Source organism: Paenibacillus sp. NPDC056722 (assembly GCF_042790635.1).
Taxonomy (GTDB): domain Bacteria; phylum Bacillota; class Bacilli; order Paenibacillales; family Paenibacillaceae; genus Paenibacillus_AQ; species Paenibacillus_AQ agri.
The window spans coordinates 221,589-244,313 of record NZ_JBHTYV010000006.1; the positions used below are offsets into that span (position 1 = coordinate 221,589).

Sequence of the window (22,725 nt, forward strand, 5' to 3'; positions counted from 1 at the left end):
ACAAGAAAATTCATTACTTTCTTCATGAAGGCACGATCCTTCCAAAATAATAAACGACCCCCATATCCTTGGCCGGGGCGGGGGTCGTTAGCGGTAAAACGTGCCTCTTGACATTATAACATGACAAAGGGGAACGAGGGGAATGGCGATGGCATACGAACAAGGGGAATTGTTTGCAGAAGCATCAGAGGAGGAGATTGCATAGACCGAGTTCTACCTCGAACGATATAAGGATATGATTCTGTTCATCGCGGATTTCGAAGGAAACGAAGCTGATATGGCCCAGGTGGCCATCGATGGAGAGTCTGCTCGCAGGTTGAGTGCGAACGAGCTTCATGCTGACAAAACGGCTAATGTCGTGATCCTGACCGAAAAAAAGCAATAGATGTATGAGCGGTACCGTGTTTATACTTACATGATCTTCCGGGCATATAATCTGATCCGGCACCAGGGAATAAAGAAGGTAATCAAGGCGCGCTTCATTGAAGGGCATACGCGCGGCAATACGGTCCTGTTCGCATATGAATCTGGCAGCACTGCGGATCGATACATTGAGAAGGGCACCAAGATGATAGTAAACTCCTTGGCCCAGATGGGATTCTTCGATGAGATTCTGAAGAGGAATTGATGATAACATGGCGGAATAACGGGGTTTTCTGAACGCCACATGAGGATTTGACCGTGCTATATTGGTAATGTGGAAATCAGGCGAGAGTGACACGCACGGCTGCATCGAGGCAGCGTTAACCGAGGCGTACCTCCTCTGGTTTTTTCATGCATATGCCGTCCTTGCTCATTCCCCCTGACCTCCAGGGCAGCGACCACAGCTGATAAAGGATGGATCGTGGAGGTTGCCGGCCGCCTGAGTAAGTGCCTTGGAGCTGGGTAGAGGAAGCAACGGAATTGCAAGAATCTGACGTCGACATCCTGGATGACCGGTTGCGTGAGGTTCTGCTGAATCCAAATCTATACTATCAGATCACTTTCAGCTTTAATCCGGTGTCAGCATCTCATTGGATTAAGAGAAAGTCCTTCGATTATTCAAGCCCGGACATCTTGACTCATCATTCTACGTATCTCCAGAATCCTTTCATTGACGAAGCATACCATCGCCGCATGATGATGCGTAAAGAGCAGGATCCGGAAGGCTATGCAGTATACGGGGAAGGCGAGTGGGGCGAGCTCGGTGGCTTGATATTGGATGGTGATACAGGAGGTTGGTTATTATGTTGCCCGTACATTTGAGGTTAGCCGAAATCTTTCATATAAATATGACGGGAGCACTCACGCTGGAGGAAGCGAAGGAACTGCAGTACTGCTTGCGGGGGAATGCTAGGTATTGCTGGGACTACTTGATGATAGAGAACGACCAGTCCAGGCTGGCAAGTGCGACGAAGGATCATGAATGGCAGTTGGACCTACAGAGAAAGTTGGAGGTTCTGAGGTTGACGGGGAGAGTGCCGAAGATTTAAATACTATAATAGACTGGATTGAGATGAACGAAATTTCGAGTGTGACTTTTTAAAAAAGATCACGTAAAAGATCATACATTTGATAACAACATACAACAAATAATAAGCTCATTTAGTCAAGATATATTCATGAGAACTGGAAATAATAGTAAAAAATATAAAACAACACATTAATTGTAAATATTATCAATAAAGTAATATACTTCTTTTATTTACATAATAGCTTATGATTAGGCGATAATCATCTTTTTCACAAAGGAGCAGGATAGATCTTGATCAAAATATCCAATCACTCGCTGGACGCAATGGCCAAGAAATTCGGTACTCATATGGATGCCCTGACTTTTGTGGGCGGTGGAGGAGAGGAATCAGACGGTATTCTCTACAGCTATCGTTCCGGTTCCCGCGATATGGTTCTCAAGATTCTGGCCATTTCGAAGGGAAATGCCGATAGGGCGTTTAAAGAAATGGATGAACGCACCCGGTTTATCAACTATTTAGGAAGGCATGGGATGGACATCGCTTATCCGGTGCTGAACACGAACAATAATATCATAGAGACACTGGACACAAGTGATTATATCCTGGTTGCGTATGCGATGGATAGAATCCGCGGGAGAGTTCCGGGAGGCAATGATTATACTAAGGATTTCTACATCAGATACGGAACAATGATAGGAAAGCTGCACCGACTAACAAAGAATTATCCCACTTGGACAGGAAGTGCGCCGGATGGAGGCAGCGACGTACTGAGCTGGGAGGGGGAATGGGGCTCCTTTTATTCATGGTGCAAGGATGCGGAGGTTAAGCAAGCTTGGAAAAGTCTTAAGCGTGAACTGTCTGAACTTCCGGTAACGCGGGATACCTTTGGTTTAATCCACAACGATCCGCATATAAATAACATTATGCTAGAACATGACCGGATCGTCCTAATCGACTTTGATGTCGCCAATTATCACTGGTTCGCCAATGATATTGCTATTGCTTCACAATTTTTGTTGTTTTCGACAGCTGGTGGAATGAACGAGCCGTTCAAGGATATGGATGGTTTGAAATTTTTCTATACGCATTTTATGAATGGTTACGAAATGGAAAATCATCTGGACACATTATTTCTAAATAAGCTAGAATTATTTATCAATTACCGCAGATTGCTGATGTACACTGTTTCTCAGAGTTGGCTGGAATCGAACCCGGAGGATAAGGAATCGTGGAAGCGGATGATCCTGAACAGTCCGCAGCTCCATCTATTCAATTAAATCAAGTACAGGCGGGGATCAAAGATCACCCGTCTTTTTAATGAAGTAATTCCAAACAAATTATCGGTATTATGTCGATAAATAAATGTGAAGTTATTAATTGTAAAATCAACACGTTGGAGGGATAGTATGCAATACTCAAAATTAGGAAAACAATTTATCGCTGGGGAATGGAGAGATGGCAAAAGCGGTAAAACGCTGGCCGATATCAATCCATATAATGATGAGGTAATTACCGATTTTCAAATCGCGAGCGTGGCAGACATTGATGATGCTTATCAAGCTGCCTATAAAGCCAAGCTCGAATGGGACAAGGTTAACCCGTATCATAAACGTGATATCCTCGAGAATGCGGTTAAATATATTGAAGCGAATGAGGAAGAAATTTCGTCTATTATCGTCCAGGAGCTGGGCGGAACACGGCTGAAGGCTGCTTTTGAGATCGGTCTTGTGAAAAATATGATTAAGGAAGCAGCAACATTCCCACTTCGAATGGAAGGTAAGATTCTACCTTCTACAGAGGACGGCAAGGAGAATCGGTTGTACCGGATTCCAGCGGGCGTGGTTGGTGTAATCAGTCCGTTTAATTTCCCGTTCTTCTTGTCCATGAAGTCAGTTGCTCCAGCGCTTGGTGCCGGCAATGGCGTAGTGCTGAAGCCGCATGAGGATTCCCCTATTACTGGTGGAACACTGATTGGCAAGATTTTCGAAGAAGCGGGTATACCGAAAGGCCTATTGAATGTTGTAGTCACAGACATTAACGAGATTGGCGATGCGTTCGTTGAGCACCCAATTCCAAGAATAATTTCTTTCACAGGTTCGACAAAGGTCGGAAGCTATATTGGCCAACTGGCCGTCAAGAACTTCAAAAAACCGCTGCTGGAGCTCGGAGGAAATAGCGCATTCATAGTCCTGGAGGATGCGGATATCGACTACGCGGTACAAGCGGCGACATTCAGCAGATTCACACACCAAGGCCAGATCTGTATGTCGGCCAACCGGATTTTAGTACATAAGAACATCTATCAAGATTTTGTAGATAAATTCAGCGCAAAGGTCTCTACACTTACAACAGGTGATCCAAGTGAGCCGGGAATCATCATTGGACCTGTTATCAACAACCGTCAGGCAGATACGCTGCAGAAGCTGATTGCGAGGGGGATTGAGCAGGGAGCAGTTCCGCTGGTGCATGGTAAAATTACCGGCAGATTGGTGGAGCCTACAGTCCTCGCCAATGTCACACCGGATATGGAGGTAGCTCAAGAGGAGCTGTTCGGCCCGGTTGTATGCATTATTCCGTTCGAGACGGAAGAAGAAGCTATTAACATTGCGAACGATACCCGATTTGGTCTTAGCGGGGCCATTCACACCTCCAATCTTGAGCGTGGTGTAGAGATGGCGAAGAAGGTCCATACAGGTATGATCCATGTGAACGATGTCACGATTAACGACGAGCCCATTGTAGCTTTTGGCGGAGAGAAGCAGTCCGGCCTGGGCCGGTTGAACGGGGAATGGAGCTTGGATGAATTCACTACGTTGAAATGGATTTCTGTTAATTATGGACAAAGGACATTCCCGTACTAAGAACTGGAGGAAAATGTATGAGCACAGTCACTGAAGAGCAAACACAGCATGAGTTGATTAGATCTTTTGTAAAGGTAGCCCCACTACTGAATAGTCTTACTAACGATGACATTACGATTGGCATTTATGACACTGAGAAGCTGATCATCAACATTCCAGGTAAAACCTTCTCTCTGAATGTCACCCCCGGGGACCTGCTACGGGAAGGGGACATTGTGACGAACGCAATCAAGGCTAATAAGCCTTTGTCTGCTGTCGTTCCCAAAGAGTTGTTCGGATTTCCACTTGCTGCACACGCGATCCCGCTGCATGATGAACAAGGCAGAGTTATCGGTGGGGTAGGTATGGGGACAAGTCTTGAGAAAGCGAATAAGCTGTTTGAGATGGCCGAGAGTTTCTCGGCAATTGTCGAACAGACCACTGCCTCTATTGAAGAGATCAGCGAAGCTGTAACTCATCTAACCGACCGGGTGACTGACGTTACCACTCAAGTGAAGGATGTTAGCACAAGTGCACAGCAGATCGGTAAAATATCCACTGTTGTGAAGGAGATTTCGGATCAGAGTAACATGCTGGGTCTTAATGCTGCCATTGAAGCGGCACGAGCAGGGGAAGTGGGCAGAGGCTTTTCCGTTGTTGCCGATGAGATCCGGAAGTTGGCGACAAGCTCTAAGGAGAATGTGGACCAGATTAATGGTATTACGAAAAATATTCAGGATCTTCTCCTACGCTTAAATAATACGTTCACTGATATTCACAAGCTAGCCGATGGTCAGTCAGGCGCGATTCAGGAGTTCACTGCAACAATCCAGGAGATCAGTGCGAAAGCAGAGGAGTTAGCGCAAGTAGCGGAAGAATCCCTTTTCTCCAAAGATAACGGGTAATAAGGAGTAACTATAAGAATCCCAATTTCTCAGGTTTAACATGAGAGGTTGGGATTTTTTGTTGCTCCATTAAGGGGAAGATCAATCTCATTCGACCAAAACAACATTAAACATAGGGGGTACTTTAGTTCAAACCATTTTTTCTATATCATGTAAACCAAGCAAATGATACGGTGAATTCATAAAAATCAAATGCTGTATCTTTGGGAGGACACAATGTACAACTATCGGGAAAATGGGAGTCCATTGCACGCAATGTTGAGTGATTTTGCCCAAAATGGCTACATTCCGGCATTGGCCGTTGGAATAGTGAAGGACAATCATATTTTGTTTACTGGAGAATACGGAACAGCCAATTTATCGACTGGTGATCCTGCGGTTACCAGCACTTTGTTCCACCAAGCTTCCGTCTCCAAAACATTCGTTGTTACAGCCATTATGCAATTGGTTGAGCGTGGACAAGTAGATCTGGATTCACCAATTTCAAAATATCTCTCTTACTTTAAGATGGAGGATGATCGGCATCCATATATCACAGTTAGGCAGCTTCTGAATCATACCTCTGGCATGCCGGACGAGGAAGATTATGCGTGGGACCGGCCTGAGCACGACGAGCAAAGTCTTGAAAGATATGTTAAGAGTATCCGTTGTCACAAGCTGCTGAGCGAACCAGGTCTTAATTTCGCTTATAGTAATATAGGCTACGAGATTTTGGGCGACTTGATAGCAAAGGTTAGCGGAATGAGCTTCGAGCAGTATATGAAAGAATATATTCTTGAACCCATAGGGATGCAGTCCAGTTCCTTTTTGAAGCAGGAGGTGGAAGCTCATCTTGCTGCACCTCATGTGCTCAGAACTTCTGCTGGGTACGGCGGCTATGTCAGCGATGTTTTTCCTTACAACAGAGCGCATGCGCCTAGCTCTACACTGTATACCAATATTGAAGATATGTGCCAATATATGCTGATGCATCTTAATCAGGGACTTGCAAAGAATGGGTATCATTCCTTGCAATCCGGCAGCTATGATGAGATGTGGAAGCCTCATGCAGCAACCGGATATGGGAAAGAGAAGGCGCAAATCGGTCTGGGGTGGTTTTTGGGAGAATATAAGGGTCGCCGAATCCTTTCACATTCCGGATGGGATACTGGTTTTCTAAGTGATCTGATTCTACTTCCTGATGAGAACATTGCCATTACTGTGATGACTAATTGCGACTATATCTGGCTTGGTAGTGTAACCTTTCCAATACTTGATCTAATGCTTGGCTCGAACATTCAGCAAATAAAGAAATCAATGGCAAACAAAGTGGCAAAGTTGGTCGTATCTCATGGAGTGGAGAAGGCAATGGAAGAGTATCACCAACTCAATACCATGGAACCTGATCAGTATTATTTAGCGGATTTTGAATTTTTGCGAATTGCCGAAGCATTAACGTGGAATGGCCACGAAGAAGACGCTTTACGTATTCTGACGTGTGCTACCGCAATATTGCCTGACAGTGAGTCGATTTCTAGAAGGTTGCAGTTATAGAACTTAAACGTTGGGTATACTTCAAGATGTCTATGTCCGTTAGGAATGAGAGAAATTGATTATGCGCAGTTGTATAGAAGAACCCACCTCGGTTATTCCCGAAGTGGGTTCTTCTCCGAATAAGTTAAAGTTCTTAGCGATAAGGCGGGTGGATCACCGTATTATCGGGTGGGCAAGCTGGGTTGGGAGGGATGAAGGAGGAGTGGAAATTGTCAAAAAGGCGATGGATATGAGCAGCAGATTATAAGCATCTTGACTTGTCACACTAATCGTTGGCGTTATATTCGGTACAGAAGTATTAAATTTCAGAAAATCCTTCGTTCGAATATTGCGGTTATGCTGGGCATGATGGGCAAAGGCTTGCATCTTCTCCGCTTCCGCATTGAGAATATGGGATATTGCCAGCTCGCTCATAGCGATGGAACTGAGCAGTAGCGATATCGTCTCTTTCTTGGTAACGGAAATGATGGGGGTTATATTCGATATGGATGGTTGCGATATCTATTAATGACCTCCTAAGCGCTACTTATTCGATTACAATAAAATTCCCATTCAACTATTCTTCAATCTTAATTCAAACAGATTAATAGCTCAGGAATGAACTAATGAGAGGATGCATACCTTAGAATAGATTCTATGAGGCCTTCCCTGTTGCAGGTCTAATCGGAACGGACTCGAGGTGAACCATGACGAATCGTCCATTCAAAGATAACCATATAGAGCCTTCCGGCGACGACTTTCAGGACATTGCCCGGGAAGAGCTCGACCTCTCAAGCTGGTCCGAGTATGGTGGCCAGGAACAGAACGCCAAACCCACAGTCAAGAACGCGATAGCAGAGTTAATAGTAGCGATGGCCGCGGACGAAGTGGCTATTGCCCAGTTGATTCGCGCTGAAGCTACGAATATCGAAGCTTTTGCAGGTAAGCAAAGGGAATTCCCCACCTCACCGACAAATCAGCAGATCAATGATTTTCAGCATGAGGTTGCCCGAGTAATGGAAACGATTGTGGAGAAGCAGAAGCTCTTCCTTCGAATGATAGAGACAAGTGTAAGACTACTTCATTGGGAAGGGGAGCGGGAGGGTGATTGCGATCCATAAGAAGAGAAGGTGAGAGGAGTTACACGTATGGCACGTAACAAGGAACTTGCCTGGTAAGAGCTGCAATTAGCAGGTGAGGATACGCTGAAAAGTCTTCATCTGCTACAAATCCAATCCAGCAATCATGGATCGCTGTTAAAGGAACCTGCATTTCGGATCCAGCAAGTGACTGAACGATTACTTCAGTATATCCATGTCTTAGAGGGTGACTCGGATTATTCGTCCAAGCCTTCAGCCCCTGAGCCGAGGACGGCTCACAAACCGACGTTATTTTTCAGGAAATAACTACCACAGGTAATATCATAACCATATGATGGACAAGACCCTCTGCCGGATTAACGGCCTAGGGTCTTCTTAGTGTGGGGGGTACATATATCTAATAGGATTCAACTTTAACATTCAAGCGTCGCAATCCGTTGCAGTAAATCTGGTGCATATTGTTCCGTCTGTCTAAAAGATTTGGAAAGTTCAGTGATGATCGTTCCCATCTCTACAGCAGAAAGCGGCATGCCGTTCATTAGCCAATCAATCATGATCCCGAACGCTCCGCTCAATTGGTATTTCATCGAATATCGATAATAGAGCTGTTTACTGAATTCTTTCTCATCTCCGCACAGCTCATCACTATAGGCGCGTTCCAAACGATCGAAATGCTTCATCCATAAATGTTCAATATTGGCCTTCATCAGTCTCGTCGTGATTTGGCTCTCCCGCTCCAATCGCTCGAACAAAAGCCGTGGGATAGCATCCTCATTATTCTCACAGTCTATCTTCTTGATATCCATAATGAATTCATTGAAGAACGTCTCGAGATACGTCTCAATGATGTCATCCTTGCTCTTATAATTCCTGTAAAAGGTCTGTCTTGCAACACCCGCTTTGTTCGTAATGGCGGCAATCTTGATCTTCTCATAAGGGACAGTCTCTAAGAGGATCAGCAAGGCTTCTAATATCCATTCTCTGGTGCGTTGAACTTGTATATTGATCTCGCGTTGTGCTTGCAACACTTTCACCTCTTTTGTCCATTTTCGCCCATCAGGCGGGGATTACGTTTGAACTCCACTATTATTCAAATTATAATATACTCGCATTAGTCGTAACAAATGTTGCCCTTACAACCAACCTACAGGTGCGAAAGGAATGAACATTATGGGACAAAAATTAGAATGTGGTAAAGCTCTGGTCATCGGAGCAGGCATTGCTGGCTTAATGACCGCACGTGTTCTGTCTGATTATTATGAGGAAGTCCTGATTGTCGAACGAGACGAATTTCCCACAGAACCTGAGAGTCGTTCAGGAGTACCCCAGTCGTTCCATCCCCACCGTGTGCTCCCTCGTGGCAGAATCATTCTAGAACGCTATTTCCCCGGCTATGTAGATACTTTAATAGAGTTGGGCGCTCAACCTACCCAAGGCGAGTCTACGATAACCGTTAATAAGTATGGGAGCTTGGTCAACCAACCCGCGGATAAAGATGCTTCGAGTAGCAGAGTGCTGCTGGAGTGGGTCCTGTATCAGCGTGTTCGGGAGATTTCAAATGTACGTTTTCTAGCAAACACAGAGGTTAAGGGGTTAGTCACTTCAGATGACCTGCAGACAGTCACAGGGATTTATACAAAATCTCGTGATGAGCTAAAAACTGAATCATCATTGACCGCGGATCTGGTGGTAGATGCAGCCGGACGTTCATCTAAAGTAATCAAATGGCTTGAAGCCCTTGGACAACAAGTTCCAGAACCGGAAATTCTGAAAGTTCCACTGGGATATAGCACCCGTTATTATAAAATCCCTTCACACGTTGATCAGAATTGGAAGTCTTTCTTCTATGATACTCAGGCAGGCGAGGGTGTAAGTGCCGTCATGGTGCACCGCATTGAAGATCATATTGCGGGGGCAACCATCGCCAGCACTGGAGGGGAACATTATCCTTCTACCAATGTTACCGAATTTGAGGAAGAATTGAAGCAGTTAGTGGCTCCTGAGATTGCAGAGGCACTCGAACAATTAGAGCCCTACCAAGGTCCACGGGGCTATCGCTTAGCGGAATCGGTTCGTCAGCATTTTGAGAAGCTGGAGAGCTGGCCCTCAGGATTGCTAGTGCTTGGAGATGCCTTATGCAGCTTTGACCCGATCTATGGGCAAGGCATGACCGTAGCTTCGATTGAAGCGGAGACCCTGGCTTCCTGCCTGGAAGAGCAGCTTAGTAATCCCCAGCCGAAGTTCGAGCTTCGTGTGCTCCACAGAATGCAGCAAGCCCTTGAACCCGCATGGTGGCTTAGCTCGGTGTCGGATTTACGTTGGAGAGGAGTCGAGCATGTCTATTCGGAGCCTTTGAAAGGCATTACCTTTGCACAGAAATATATCGATTTGTATACGAAAAAAGCGACTGCATTGGCCCTCGAAGAAGGGAACAGAGCTCTCTTTTTCACCTTGTTCATGATGAACGGGTTAGTTCTTCCGCCGCGTGAGTTCTTTAATGCTCATTTATTGACCATGCTGTTAAATGATAACGGATCCGCGGAAGAGCAACGATTAAGAGCAGAACTTGCAGAAGAGGACCCTCAGAAGTTCCAGGCCAGAATAGATGAACTCATTCCTTCCTTTGAAGCTGCATACGATGACCGTCTGAAGGAAATGCTGGCCGCAAATTACCAGCACGCAGCAGCGGAGTAAGTACTATATTTAATCCAAGAACGATCGCCCTGGACTGCGATCGTTCTTTTTTTGACTATGACAATGTTTGTCACTATTAATAGTTATACTTTAGCCTGTAAGTTCAACTAGAATCTTATTTTGGAAGGGGAAAGAATACAGGTGGCGAATGCTCATCATGAAATTGCAGCAGTGCGGAAATATTTTAAATCAGGGAATCTTCAGCTATCTTACTTAGACTTTGGCGGGGAAAGTCAACAAATACTGGTAATGCTTCATGGGGCAATGGCCAATGCCAGAACATTCTCGGAATTAGCGGATAGATTCAGTAACTGGCGGGTGATTTGTTTAGATCAACGCGGCCATGGTTGGAGTCAGCATGCTCCACAGGACGAATACTCCAGAGATCATTATGTAACGGATGTTCTGAACCTGATTCAAACGGAGCTTGGAGGGCAACCGGTAACGATCCTAGGTCATTCCTTAGGTGGGGTAAACGCTTATCAGTTCGCCACCCTTTACCCTGAATTGGTTCAGGCTGTGATTGTTGAAGATATCGGTGCAGAGATTCATTCTGACTTCTCATTTGCTAACAAACTCCCTTACCGGTCAGCCTCCTTAAAAGAATTGAGAGATTCGCTTATAAACATTGGCCTTCGGGCGATCGATTATTTCTCAGAAAGTGTGTTGGAGGATGAGCAGGGCTGGGGATTCCGCACCGACATGAAAGGGCTGCAAACTACCATAGCACAAGTAAATGGGGATTGGTGGGAGGACTGGTTATCATCCAGTTGTCCTATTCTACTGATTCATGGCAGAAATAGCATCTTTTTCGACTTACCCCAAGCGGAACAGATGGAGGCAAGAAGGCCAAATACAAAGCTTGCTGTTTTCGAAAATTGCGGACACGGCGTCCATTCCGATGATTTGAATGGTTTTTATCAAGTGGTGAATGCATTTCTTGAGGATCTAACGTATTAGCATATATACCGCCGAACGCAGCGCATGACAGGCTGTTGAGACTTTCTCGATAGACTGAAAATGTCTTATAAAACTTTATCAAAGTAACGTAAAGAAACTAATTCTATTGTGTCTCGCAAATAAATGCAAATGGGTTCACCAGAACAGGGGAGCTTGATATAATTAATGAATTATATAAGTCGAACACAAGGTATAACAAAAAGCGAGTATCAGTGAACGGGAAAGTATGGGACTGTAGGCACAAAACGCTCGCCTGTAAGCTTTCTATAGGAAGCCAGCACCGGATCATAGTCTGCTGACAGATTTCAACCTCTAGAAGCGCTATTTCTCCCTTCACCTGTCGTCTTAACAGTGTAAAAGAAGGATCATCTCCCCAATTAACAGCATTTTTGTACCTTATTTTTCTTGAAATTAGTCAAAAGAGGTAACTAAGGTCATTTTTGTATCTTATTTCTCGAAAAAGTATGCTGAATGGGGTATTTCGGAAAATTTAAGGTACAATATTGCACTTAATCTCCACTAACACGTAGCTGCAGAGGATTTAAGGTACAAGAATGCCGCTAATTTCACATCCTATATGTAAGCTCTCTTTTTTCTTGACTATGTTTGTTTTTTAATGCGTTCTATCTAGTACTGGGTTTTCACTCACGAAAGTTCTTTAATAAAGGGGAGTCCCACGTATGAATCACACCTATATACCCGTTGATAAGCATGATTTTAAAAGTGTTGAAACCCTTGCTGACATGAAAAGAGAAGAAGTTATTCCCTTGTTACCAGAATTATTAGAATGGATACAGGATATGAACTGGCCTATCGCTTCCGCAATGGTGGACCTGTTACTTAAGTATAAGGTTGAAACCGTACCGCACCTCAAAATCATCTTTTCTCAATCCGATTCCGCTTGGACATACAACATCCTCGCTTATTTGATAAAGGATTGGAATACGGAACTGATTTCAGAATTGTCCTCAGACCTGCGAGAGCTAGCACAAACGATGGATCACTATGTAGATACAGATCTGCTGTCCATTGAAATTTTGTATAATCATCGCTTGATAGAAACGGAGGAGGCAACCGAGCTATTAGTAAGGAAAGCGGGCGAAATAGAAGCGACCCTCCATAACTTTACAAAAGAACAAAAAGTCACATTCACGAAGTTAGAGCATGAAAAGTCACATATTCTAAACACGGATACCAGGGGAATCTTAAATTACATAGAGGTTAACCGCAAATCCTTGAATGAAAAAGATCAGTACGAAAATTTGCTTCGCCGTTATCAGGAAATTGAGACCATGATAAATACGAATGGAGGCAGGCTCAATCGTGAATAGTGAAATATTGAAGATTTTTGATGATAATCGAAATACAATCGGGGTATCCACACGCGAGGAAGTACACAGATTGGGACTCTGGCACGAAACGTTTCACTGTTGGTTTATAAGCAGAGAAGGGAATAAAGATTATATCTACCTACAACTCCGGAGTGATCAGAAGAAGGATTATCCGAATCTACTGGACATTACAGCCGCCGGACATCTATTAGCTCATGAAACAGTGCTTGATGGAATAAGAGAAGTGCACGAAGAAATAGGTATTGAGGTTACCATTGATGAATTAGAGTCATTAGGAGTAAGATTTTACACTACAAGAAGAAGAGGTAGCTGGGATTTTCAAGGTGGAATTTGATGATTTTTACGATCCTTGGCACGGGGAGAAGGAGCAAATTCAAGCCAGTGGATTTATTATAGAATGCGGTGGGGTAAGGATTCCGGTGAAGAAGATGGTTGATAAAGATCACTTCGTTCCCCATGAGGAATCATTTTATCGACATATTGCGAGTCTAATAAAAGAGTGTTTAATCAAGAAACCTTTTATCCGATAAAAGGACTGGTGCCTCTCTGCCCTACAGCAAGCTGACTATAGGAAAGCATCAATAACAATTCGTGCAAATCAAAAGACGAGCTGAGAAGCCCGTCTTTTTGTGTTGCTTTTGTAGCAATAACCACTCCTTTATTTGAAAATGGGCATGTTTATCACTTTATGACGTCCTGGTGAGCCTAGACCGCTTTATCCACCTCCACCATTGGCAATGTCGCTGATTTCATTCCTCTCAAAGTGTAATACATAAATCCTACAACAAGCCACCCAGAGCCCAGCAGCAGCGAGGAGATATCCAGCAGCGTGATGAGATAAAATACAAATCCTGCGCCGATGAGTGGACAGAGAAAACGTAAGAATATATCCTTCGGAGAACGTTGCTTTTGACGGATGATGTAATGGAAAATGACGGAGAGATTCACGAACAGAAATGCGGTTAATGCGCCAAAATTAACAAATTTGATCGCGGTTTCGAGGCTGATGAAGATTGCAGACAACGAGATTACGCTTGCCAAAATAATGTTGAATACAGGGGTTCGTAATGTAGGGTGGACAGATGCGAATTTTCGCGGCAGCAGGGAGGTTCTGCCCATTACGAACAATAGGCGGGTTACGGTCGTCATGGAAGACATCCCTTGGGACAATACGGAGAAAATAATGACAAAGGTGAAGATGGATGCAAGCAGACTGCCTCCGATGGATTGCATCAATTCAAATCCTGCGGAATCCACGTTGGTGGAGGTGAAGGTAGGGTACATCTGCTGGATAAGGAAACCAGTGACGAAATACATTAAACCTGCCAGCAAAACGATCACTAAAATGGCACGGGGAATGGTTTTCTTCGGATTTTTGGTTTCTTCGGCCATCGTAGTAATGGAATCAAAACCAAGGAAAGAGAAGCAGACAAGCGAAGCACCGGCAAGGATGGATGAGAAAGATACACCTTCTTTAGCTGCAAAAGGGTTCAATCCGGCAGTTATACCGCCTTGCAACGCTCTATACACAAGCAAGGAGCAGAACCCGGCAATGAAGATGATCTGCATCAGCACAAAGATTTTGCTAACGTTGGCTGAAGTCTTAATCCCGATGATATTAATGATCATAACTACAAGGGTACATCCAATAATCCAGACGGAGGAAGGAATGGAAGTGAACTGTGCATGCAGATTGATACCGAACATGAGCACTGCAATGATACAAGAGAAAAGATAATCCAGTAGAATGGCCCAGCCCACTAGAAAACCAATGAAAGGATTCATGGACTTGGTGACATACGTATACGCGGAACCTGACACAGGGAAGGCACGAGCCATTTGACCATAACTTAAAGCCGTGAACAAGATCGCTACAAAAGCCAGGAGATATGCGGCCAAAAGCATACCGCCAGATCCTGCATACAACACACCGAAGCTGGTGAAAAAAATCATAGGCGACATCCAGGACAACCCCATGGTCACGACATGTACTAGAGATAAATTTCTTTTCAAGGTCAGATTATCTGACATAAAATCTCCTCCTTCAGTTTGCGATGAATACTTGCTGTTTTAAACCAATGTCATGACACCTCACATTAAATCAAGGTTTTTCGTAAAAAACAAGCATTATTTCTTCGGTTTTCAAAAAAACGAGCAATAATCTAACGTAAAAATCGTCGCTATTATTGAAATAACTAAAAATTCGAAATATTTTGTTGTCATGAATTTTATTGTGTGTTAGGATTGTTTACACAAACCGAATAACAAATGTTTTCTAGGGTTCCGAACTGCTCCGGCGGTTGGCTGGTCCGAGAGAAAACGCATGGATGCCACATCGCAACTGTGTACACGGCGGGAAAAAAGCCCGGGAGAATTTACCAAGTCTTATCTTTGGTATTTCTCCCGGGCTTTTTTATTTTTTTCACTAACAGGAGGGAATGACATGAGTTCAATCCGTATTCAAGCAGGCGGCAAATGGTCCGGTTTTATTCGCAGAGGGAAAAGCATTGTAATAACAGCAGCTGGCGAACGCGCCAATCTGACAACTCTGCTATTTCATGCATCTGATCCTTCCGAGCGTTATAACATGCCCGACACCTTAAAGGCTCAACATACCGCTTATTTGACAGCGGGCCATGTACTCATGAGTGACCAGGGCCGGGTGCTTGCATCGATTACTGATGACACGGCAGGCTGGCACGACACTTTAGCAGGGTATACAACACGAGCTATGACGGATCGGAAATATGGTTACAGCCGTTATCAAGATGAACGTAATGCCTGGCTCCGCAGCGGTTATGAGAACCTAATTGTTGAGATGTACCGGCACCAGCTTACGCCTCGCGATCTCAGTACTCCGGTGAACTTTTTTTCCAAAGTGGTATGTGAACTGGACGGTACAATGCGGTATGAGCGGCAGCCAACGGCAGGGACATCGGTTACTTTGCGCACGGAAATGGATGTACTTCTTGTGTTGTCGAACACACCTAATCCGCTGGACCCGCAAGCAAGCTACCCCGATACCGCCATTGAACTGCTGTTCAGTGATGCTGAGACGGTGAGACCTGATGACCGCTGCGTGGTCCACTGTAATGAGAACCGGAGAGCTTTTGAAAATACATGGAATGCATATTCGTTACTGAAGGGAGCGAACTAACATGAGCACTCATACATTCGAACCAATACACAGCACGCTTGATCCGGCCAAAGCTGTTTATGACAAAATCATTCCGGCAGGTGAAGGATGGATTCATGACCTTGCCGCCGGGCAGGTGCTCCGAATCCTTGATCTGGAAGGAAATCAGGCGGTTGATACGTTGTTTTACGCGGCTGAAGATCCTGCAGATCACTACAGCGCTATTCAGACGATCACCAGACAACAGAATCTGTATTTGACGACAGGTTCAGTGCTGGTGTCTGAATCCGGACGGGAGCTGCTGCGAATCACTGCGGATACTTGCGGACGGCACGATACGATTGGAGGAGCTTGCTCGGCCCAAAGCAATACCGTCCGTTATTCCCACGATACGCTTCCCATGCATAATTGCCGGGATACGTTCATGCTGATGCTGTCGGGCCGGAGTGAATTTTCCAAAAGAGATCTCGTGCCCAATGTGAACTTCTTCATGAATGTTCCCGTAACGCCGGAAGGCGAGCTAACCTTCGCAGATGGCGTGTCCGGTCCGGGGCGTTATGTAGAGCTGGTCGCGCTTGTTCCCGTAACGGTGCTGATCAGTAACTGCCCTCAGCTTAATAATCCATGCAATGCATATAACCCTACACCCGCACAAGTGCTGATCTGGGATGCAGAAGGGAGCGAGACTCATGTTTAAAAAAGTGCTCATTGCCAATCGCGGTGCCATCGCTGTAAGAATTATCCGCACACTGCGCAGCATGGGGATCGCCTCTGTTGCAGTGTATACCAAGGCAGACCGGGACAGCCTTCATGTTGAACAAGCGGATGAATCGATCCTGATCGGAGAAGGTCCGGCTAAAGAAAGCTATGTGAACGCAGAGCTTATTTTGCAGACAGCAGTAGCGGCCGGAGCAGATGCCATCCATCCGGGTTATGGATTCCTGAGTGAGAATGCTTCTTTTGCCAAGGCCTGCGGAGAACACGGTATTACTTTTATTGGACCCTCCCCGGAGCATATTGAGATGTTTGGGCTAAAACATACCGCTCGTTCCATTGCTGAGCAGGCTGGTGTTCCCATGCTGCCCGGTACGGGTCTGATTCCATCCCTGGAGCTGGCTGCCGAACAGGCTGCTGGGATCGGCTATCCGGTCATGCTCAAAAGCACAGCCGGTGGCGGCGGGATTGGGATGAGAATATGCGCCAATGAATCGGCGCTCCGGGAAGCGTATGATTCTGTCACACGCCTGGCAACGGCGAACTTTAATGACGGCGGTGTTTTTCTGGAGAAATATATTGCACGGGCACGTCATGTGGAGGTTCAAATCTTCGGAAATGCCTTCGGCGAAGCCGTTGCTCTTGGTGAGCGGGACTGTTCAGTGCAGCGCAGGAACCAGAAGATCATAGAGGAGACCCCTGCTCCGAATCTGCCGGATAGCACGCGGCATGAGATGCACGAAAGCGCCCGGCGCCTGGCGGCGACAGCCGGTTACCGCAGTGCGGGGACTGTAGAATTTTTATATGATCCTGAATCGACTGGATTTTACTTCCTGGAAGTGAACACTCGGCTTCAGGTTGAACATGGTGTAACAGAGGTGGTACTGGGGTTAGATCTAGTGGAGTGGATGATCTTAGAGGCTGCCGGAGATCTTACGAATCTCGCCGAACGCATCCGTCCTCCGCAAGGTCATAGTCTTCAAGTCCGATTGTATGCTGAAGATTGCTTCCATGATTTCCGCCCTAGTGATGGCCGTATTGATAACATTGTATGGCCAGAAGGTGCGAGAATCGAAACATGGATTCAGAACGGGCTTGAAGTGACTACACTGTATGATCCGATGCTTGCCAAAATCATTGTTCATGGGGAATCAAGACCAGCGGCGATTGAGAAAATGAGGATGGCTCTGGACCAATTGCGTGTGTATGGCATAACGACGAATCAGACTTACATTCATGCTTTTCTGGAAACGGACCTGTTTCAAGAAGGACTCGTCTATACGAATATGCTGAATGGATTCCATCCCGCTCAACATGCACTTGAAGTGCTTGACGGGGGAGTCCAGACAACCGTGCAAGACTATCCGGGGCGAAAAGGTTATTGGGATATCGGGGTTCCGCCTTCCGGACCGATGGATGCCCTGTCCTTTAGAATAGGGAATCGTTTACTCGGAAATGCCGATCATGCAGCAGGGCTGGAAATGACCTTACGTGGCGGGTCCTACCGCTTCAGGGATGAAATGGTATTTTGCCTCACCGGATCAGATATGGCGGCTACGCTTGACGGCAAGTCTGTTCCTTTATATACACCTACGCTGGCAGCTGCAGGCTCGACGCTGGTTATGAATGAATCTGTTAGCGGCATGCGCAGCTACTTGCTCATAGGCGGCGGATTGGATATGCCCCTAACCCTAGGTAGCTCATCTACATTTACACTTGGTGGATTCGGGGGCCACATGGGGAGTGCACTTCGTCCCGGCGCGGTGTTAAAGGTGCATCATCATCGGGGTACCATCCTGCAACCACTCCCGCTGCAAGCGATCCCTGAATTTACTCACGAGTGGACCATTGGTGTAATTCCGGGACCCCATTGTACGGAGGAGTATTTGCTAACCGAATATTTGGAGCAATTGACGGAGACGGAATGGGAAGTTCATTTTAACAGCTCACGGACAGGAGTACGCCTGATTGGACCTGCCCCGCTATGGGCAAGGGAAGACGGTGGAGACGCCGGACTTCATCCGTCTAATATACACGATAATGCTTATGCTGTCGGTGCGCTGGATTTGACCGGAGATATGCCTATACTACTTGGGCCGGATGGGCCGAGCCTGGGAGGATTCGTCTGTCCGGTTACGACCGCTTCCGCTGAATTCTGGAAGGTGGGCCAGCTTCGTCCGGGAGACAAAATCTCTTTTAAACTGATTACGGTAGAAGAAGCAGAGCAGCTCAGGAAAGAGCAAAATGCCTTCCTGGACGCTATCGTGAACGGTCAATCCACCCCGTCTCTGCCCCAATTGCAGGACATTTCTACGGGCGACTATATGCCACTGCTTGCTTATGAAGAGGATGGACGCCGGTTCAAAATCGGGATTCGTTGTTCTGGCGACGAGAACATTCTGATTGAGTATGGTGACCGTGAGCTGGATCTGCTCTACCGCTTTCAGGTGTATGTCTTAATGCAGGCTGTGAAGGATAGCGGGAACATTCCTTTTATTGAAATGACGCCGGGAATCCGTTCGCTCCAGATTCATCTGGATACGACCCGCATTACAGTGAAGGAAGCGGCTGCGATCGTTCTGGATTTGGACCTGCAACTGCCGTCTCTGGAATCGATCGAAGTGCCTTCGCGAATCGTGAAGCTGCCATTGTCATGGGATGATCCTGCAACACAGCTTGCCATTGAACGTTATCAGCAAAATGTACGCCCTGATGCCCCTTGGTGTCCGAGCAATCTGGAGTTTATTCGTCGCATGAACGGACTGGGTTCATTAGAAGAAGTTGCAGAGGTGGTATTCAATGCGTCCTATCTCGTAATGGGGCTGGGAGATGTATATCTCGGCGCGCCTGTAGCTGTACCGCTTGATCCGCGCCATCGGCTCGTTACCACGAAATATAACCCTGCACGCACCTGGACACCGGAGAATGCCGTAGGTATTGGCGGAGCTTATCTGTGCGTCTACGGGATGGAAGGACCGGGGGGATATCAGTTTGTAGGCCGAACCGTGCAAATGTGGAACAAGTTCAGGTCAACGGCGAATTTTGAGCAAGGGAAACCCTGGTTGCTGCGCTTTTTTGACCAGATTCAATTTTATCCCGTGTCCAAGGAAGATTTGCTGCAGATGAGAGAGGATTTTCCACGTGGGGAATTCGTTGTGGAGGTAGAAGAGACTACGTTTAACCTGGGGGATTATCTCCGGTGGCTGGGGCAGATTCAGGAGCAATCACTCGCTTTCCGCCAATCACAACAAGCTGCGTTCCAGCAGGAGAGAGCCTATTGGAAGGAGCTTGGCATTGCCGAGCATGTGTCTGAGCCGGAAAGTGTGGAATCCTTGGAACAGGAAGACTTGCCTGAAGGAAGTATGGGCCTCAGCAGCTCCATGTCAGGAAGTGTATGGCGGGTGCTGGTGGAAGTGGGTCAGAGTGTCCGCAAAGGCGAAGATCTTATAATAGAAGAAAGTATGAAAATGGAGTTCCCGCAAAAGGCGCCCTATGACGGAATTATCGCTTCGCTCTATGTATCGTCCGGTGACCAGGTGCGGGCGGGGGACTGCATCGCAGCTTTATATCCTGCCCAGGAGGTGAATGCATCATGACAATGAAATCTGTACCTGCTCTGTTGTCCATTGAAGTTCTGCAAAAGGGATACCGCAACCGTCAGTTTACGCCTCAGGATGTCATAGCGGCAATTATTCACCGGGCCGGGCAGACTCAGGAGAAGAACATCTGGATTCTTCCGCCATCCTTAGAGCGAATTCAACCTTACTTGGACCAGCTGATGCAAAAGAGTCCGGAAGAGTTCCCACTCTGGGGCATTCCATTTGTGGTCAAAGACAACATCGAGGTGGCTGGCTGGCCGCTGAGCGCCGCCTGTCCTGACTTTACTTATATTCCGGAGCATCACGCGACTGTAGTAGAACGACTAATTATGGCAGGCGCAATCCCTGTCGGTAAAAGCAATCTGGATCAGTTCGCCACCGGACTGGTCGGCACCAGAAGTCCTTATGGCGATACGCATAACGCACTTCGTGCGGAGTTGATTAGCGGAGGTTCGAGTTCCGGTTCGGCCGTGTCTGTAGCCTGCGGTCAGGCTGCTTTTGCGCTGGGTACTGATACTGCAGGATCCGGGCGCGTTCCCGCAGCCTTAAATCATCTGATCGGTTATAAACCAGCCGTGGGCGCATGGCCTACCAAGGGCGTACTCCCTGCTTGCCGTTCTATTGATTGTGTGACTGTATTTACGCATGTGCTGGATGATGCGGAGCGAGTGGACCTGGCAGTTCGCGGATTAGACCGCGAAGATCCTTATTCAATAGATCGTCCCCTGCAGCGGGGAGTTATGCCGGGCACCTTTTTACTTCCTGCAGGATCGCTTCAGTTCTACGGACCTTATGCTGAGCAATATGAAGAGGCTTGGAATCGCAAGAAAAAAGCAATAGCAGAGCTGGGCGTGCGTGTGAAAGAAGTTGACATTTCCTTATTAGAGGAAGCGGCAGCACTCTTATATGAAGGTCCTTTGGTTGCAGAACGTTGGGCAGATCTTGAGGATTTTGTGGAAAAGCATACAGGCTCCGTCTTCCCTGTGACCGAAACGGTTCTACGCTCGGGGAGTAAACCGGAGTTCACGGCGGCCGCTCTTTTCAAGGCACAGCACAGGTTGGCTGAGATTCGACGTAGCATTGCTGCAATGCTAGAAGGTAACGTGCTCGTGTTGCCGACTTGCGGCGGGACCTGGACGAGGGAACAAGTAAAGGCGAATCCGATCGAGACGAATAGTAAAATGGGACTCTACACCAATCATTGCAATTTGCTGGATCTCAGTGCCCTTGCGTTCCCTGCGGGGTGGGCTGAAGCCGGGCTTCCCTTTGGGATAACCCTATTCGCACTCCCAGAAGAAGAAGCTAACCTAGTGGTTGCCTCCAGAATCCTGCTTCAGCAGGAAGATAGGATTACGGTTGCGGTGTGTGGATTGCATATGCGGGATATGCCGCTTACGCATCAAATGACGGGACTCGGAGCTGTTTTTCTGGAGGAAGCCGTAACCGCACCGAAGTATGAGCTGTATAAACTCCAGACGGAGCCACCTAAACCGGGTCTCATCCGTGCAGACCAAGGAGGATCGTCTATTCTCGTAGAGTTGTGGGAAATGCCAAGTGCCTCCTTTGGTGCATTTACGGCCTCCATTCCTGCTCCATTAGGGATAGGGCGAGTAGAGCTGAGTGATGGCCGGCAAGTTAGCGGCTTTCTATGTGAACCCTATGCTGCTCTGAATGCAGAGAATATTAGCTCATTTGGAGGATGGAGAGAGGCGGCTTTGCTCGGATGATGTTTTGTTTGATGGAAGCAGGTGAAGATAAACAGGCTCAGCATCCTCAACACAACGTTATCAACATAGCTTGTCGATTTGGCCTCATCAAAACAGCCAGTTTTGAAGGTTGAACTCACGCCCACAAAGCTAACGGACCGTAAAGTCCTTATTTGCAAATAAAGCTGCTTTAAGAGCAAATAGCGGACTCAGATGACGCTATTTGCTCTAAAACAGCTGATTTTGAATATGATTTCTGCCAATAAGGGCTCTGGAGTCCGTTAAATTCCTGAAAGGCTTGATTCTATAGTAATAAGGCTTCTGGAGTCCGTTGTTTGTCGAGGCACAGAAGAACTAGAAGCACAGAAGAGTTAAAGACGCAGAAGAGATAAAGGCAGATAATAAGAGATAAGGCACATAAGAGTTAAAGGCACAGCAAAATTAAGACAGATACTAACCTAATTACACATACAAAACGAACATCACCCAAAGCGAAACACGCAGCAGAATCGAAACATCCGCGATAGTGCAACAAACAGCCATAGTAAGACGCGCACCCAAAGCGAAACACACAGACAAAACGAACCAGACAGCCAGACTATACCCCGGCTGTCTGATTCATATGTTGCAGCTAACAATGAAAATATATCAGAATAAAAAGTGCATGAATCATTAAAAATAAAAACTGTTGACGAATCTGAAAACGTTTTGATATATTTTGATTATCAACTACAACATCATTGAAAAACGTAA

General features: G+C 46.3%; 18 protein-coding genes and 1 riboswitch. Of the genes, 15 read left to right on the plus strand and 3 right to left on the minus strand.

Annotated features, from left to right (window positions below; all coding sequences use genetic code 11):
• Positions 1-870: 870 nt before the first annotated feature.
• The 6 genes from ACFRAM_RS17255 to ACFRAM_RS17280 all read left to right on the plus strand — a co-directional run bounded on the left by ACFRAM_RS17255 (position 871) and on the right by ACFRAM_RS17280 (position 6,732).
• On the plus strand, positions 871-1,245 hold the full coding sequence (locus ACFRAM_RS17255) for a phage terminase large subunit (RefSeq protein WP_379466890.1): 375 nt from the start codon (positions 871-873) through the stop codon (positions 1,243-1,245).
• Positions 1,227-1,472 (plus strand): DUF7667 family protein, encoded by a 246-nt coding sequence (locus ACFRAM_RS17260; protein ID WP_379466891.1) that lies wholly within the window; start codon positions 1,227-1,229, stop codon positions 1,470-1,472. The genes ACFRAM_RS17255 and ACFRAM_RS17260 overlap by 19 nt, the downstream gene beginning before the upstream one ends.
• A gap of 272 nt (positions 1,473-1,744) precedes the next feature.
• Positions 1,745-2,731 (plus strand): phosphotransferase enzyme family protein, encoded by a 987-nt coding sequence (locus ACFRAM_RS17265; RefSeq protein ID WP_379466892.1) that lies wholly within the window; start codon positions 1,745-1,747, stop codon positions 2,729-2,731.
• A 129-nt stretch (positions 2,732-2,860) separates the two neighbouring features.
• Complete coding sequence (yfmT, locus tag ACFRAM_RS17270; RefSeq protein WP_379466893.1) at positions 2,861-4,315, plus strand: benzaldehyde dehydrogenase; 1,455 nt, start codon at positions 2,861-2,863, stop codon at positions 4,313-4,315.
• A 17-nt stretch (positions 4,316-4,332) separates the two neighbouring features.
• Positions 4,333-5,199: a methyl-accepting chemotaxis protein gene (locus ACFRAM_RS17275; protein WP_379466894.1), complete on the plus strand. Its 867-nt coding sequence runs from the start codon at positions 4,333-4,335 to the stop codon at positions 5,197-5,199.
• A gap of 216 nt (positions 5,200-5,415) precedes the next feature.
• Positions 5,416-6,732: a serine hydrolase domain-containing protein gene (locus ACFRAM_RS17280; RefSeq protein ID WP_379466895.1), complete on the plus strand. Its 1,317-nt coding sequence runs from the start codon at positions 5,416-5,418 to the stop codon at positions 6,730-6,732.
• 153 nt (positions 6,733-6,885) lie between these two features.
• Here the strand turns inward: ACFRAM_RS17280 and ACFRAM_RS28770 are convergent, their stop codons facing one another.
• Positions 6,886-7,233, minus strand: coding sequence for an alpha-helical endospore appendage domain-containing protein (locus ACFRAM_RS28770; RefSeq protein WP_483875010.1), 348 nt, complete (start codon positions 7,231-7,233; stop codon positions 6,886-6,888).
• Between the two features lie 185 nt (positions 7,234-7,418).
• Between ACFRAM_RS28770 and ACFRAM_RS17285 the strand changes: the two genes are divergently transcribed.
• A complete protein-coding gene (locus ACFRAM_RS17285) occupies positions 7,419-7,832 on the plus strand; it encodes an alpha-helical endospore appendage domain-containing protein (protein ID WP_379466896.1) in 414 nt (137 codons plus the stop codon).
• Positions 7,833-8,224: 392 nt separating this feature from the next.
• Here the strand turns inward: ACFRAM_RS17285 and ACFRAM_RS17290 are convergent, their stop codons facing one another.
• Entirely contained in the window at positions 8,225-8,836 is a 612-nt protein-coding gene (locus ACFRAM_RS17290) for a TetR/AcrR family transcriptional regulator (protein ID WP_379466897.1), read from the minus strand.
• 136 nt (positions 8,837-8,972) lie between these two features.
• On the opposite strand from ACFRAM_RS17290, the gene ACFRAM_RS17295 reads away from it, so the two are divergent.
• The 4 genes from ACFRAM_RS17295 (at position 8,973) to ACFRAM_RS17310 (ending at position 13,151) form a co-directional block, all read left to right on the plus strand.
• Positions 8,973-10,505, plus strand: a complete 1,533-nt coding sequence (locus tag ACFRAM_RS17295) for an FAD-dependent oxidoreductase (protein ID WP_379466898.1) — start codon at positions 8,973-8,975, stop codon at positions 10,503-10,505.
• Positions 10,506-10,646: 141 nt separating this feature from the next.
• Positions 10,647-11,465 (plus strand): alpha/beta fold hydrolase, encoded by an 819-nt coding sequence (locus ACFRAM_RS17300; protein ID WP_379466899.1) that lies wholly within the window; start codon positions 10,647-10,649, stop codon positions 11,463-11,465.
• Between the two features lie 680 nt (positions 11,466-12,145).
• Entirely contained in the window at positions 12,146-12,796 is a 651-nt protein-coding gene (locus tag ACFRAM_RS17305; RefSeq protein WP_379466900.1) for a DUF5071 domain-containing protein, read from the plus strand.
• Positions 12,789-13,151: an NUDIX hydrolase gene (locus tag ACFRAM_RS17310; RefSeq protein WP_379466901.1), complete on the plus strand. Its 363-nt coding sequence runs from the start codon at positions 12,789-12,791 to the stop codon at positions 13,149-13,151. Before ACFRAM_RS17305 ends, ACFRAM_RS17310 begins: the two co-directional genes overlap by 8 nt.
• Before the next feature lie 371 nt (positions 13,152-13,522).
• On the opposite strand, the gene ACFRAM_RS17315 is transcribed toward ACFRAM_RS17310, so the two are convergent.
• On the minus strand, positions 13,523-14,848 hold the full coding sequence (locus ACFRAM_RS17315; RefSeq protein WP_379466902.1) for an APC family permease: 1,326 nt from the start codon (positions 14,846-14,848) through the stop codon (positions 13,523-13,525).
• A 233-nt stretch (positions 14,849-15,081) separates the two neighbouring features.
• A riboswitch (guanidine-I (ykkC/yxkD leader) is annotated at positions 15,082-15,191 on the plus strand.
• Between the two features lie 69 nt (positions 15,192-15,260).
• Between ACFRAM_RS17315 and ACFRAM_RS17320 the strand changes: the two genes are divergently transcribed.
• The 4 genes from ACFRAM_RS17320 to ACFRAM_RS17335 are packed head-to-tail and all read left to right on the plus strand — an operon-like array spanning position 15,261 to position 21,993.
• The gene (locus ACFRAM_RS17320; RefSeq protein ID WP_379466903.1) at positions 15,261-15,974 is read left to right on the plus strand and encodes an urea amidolyase associated protein UAAP1; all 714 of its coding nucleotides are present in this window, start codon (positions 15,261-15,263) and stop codon (positions 15,972-15,974) included.
• A gap of 1 nt (position 15,975) precedes the next feature.
• Positions 15,976-16,650 (plus strand): urea amidolyase associated protein UAAP2, encoded by a 675-nt coding sequence (locus ACFRAM_RS17325; protein ID WP_379466904.1) that lies wholly within the window; start codon positions 15,976-15,978, stop codon positions 16,648-16,650.
• Positions 16,643-20,263: an urea carboxylase gene (uca, locus tag ACFRAM_RS17330; protein WP_379466905.1), complete on the plus strand. Its 3,621-nt coding sequence runs from the start codon at positions 16,643-16,645 to the stop codon at positions 20,261-20,263. The genes ACFRAM_RS17325 and uca overlap by 8 nt, the downstream gene beginning before the upstream one ends.
• The gene (locus ACFRAM_RS17335; protein WP_379466906.1) at positions 20,260-21,993 is read left to right on the plus strand and encodes an allophanate hydrolase; all 1,734 of its coding nucleotides are present in this window, start codon (positions 20,260-20,262) and stop codon (positions 21,991-21,993) included. The genes uca and ACFRAM_RS17335 overlap by 4 nt, the downstream gene beginning before the upstream one ends.
• The last annotated feature ends 732 nt before the right edge of the window (positions 21,994-22,725 follow it).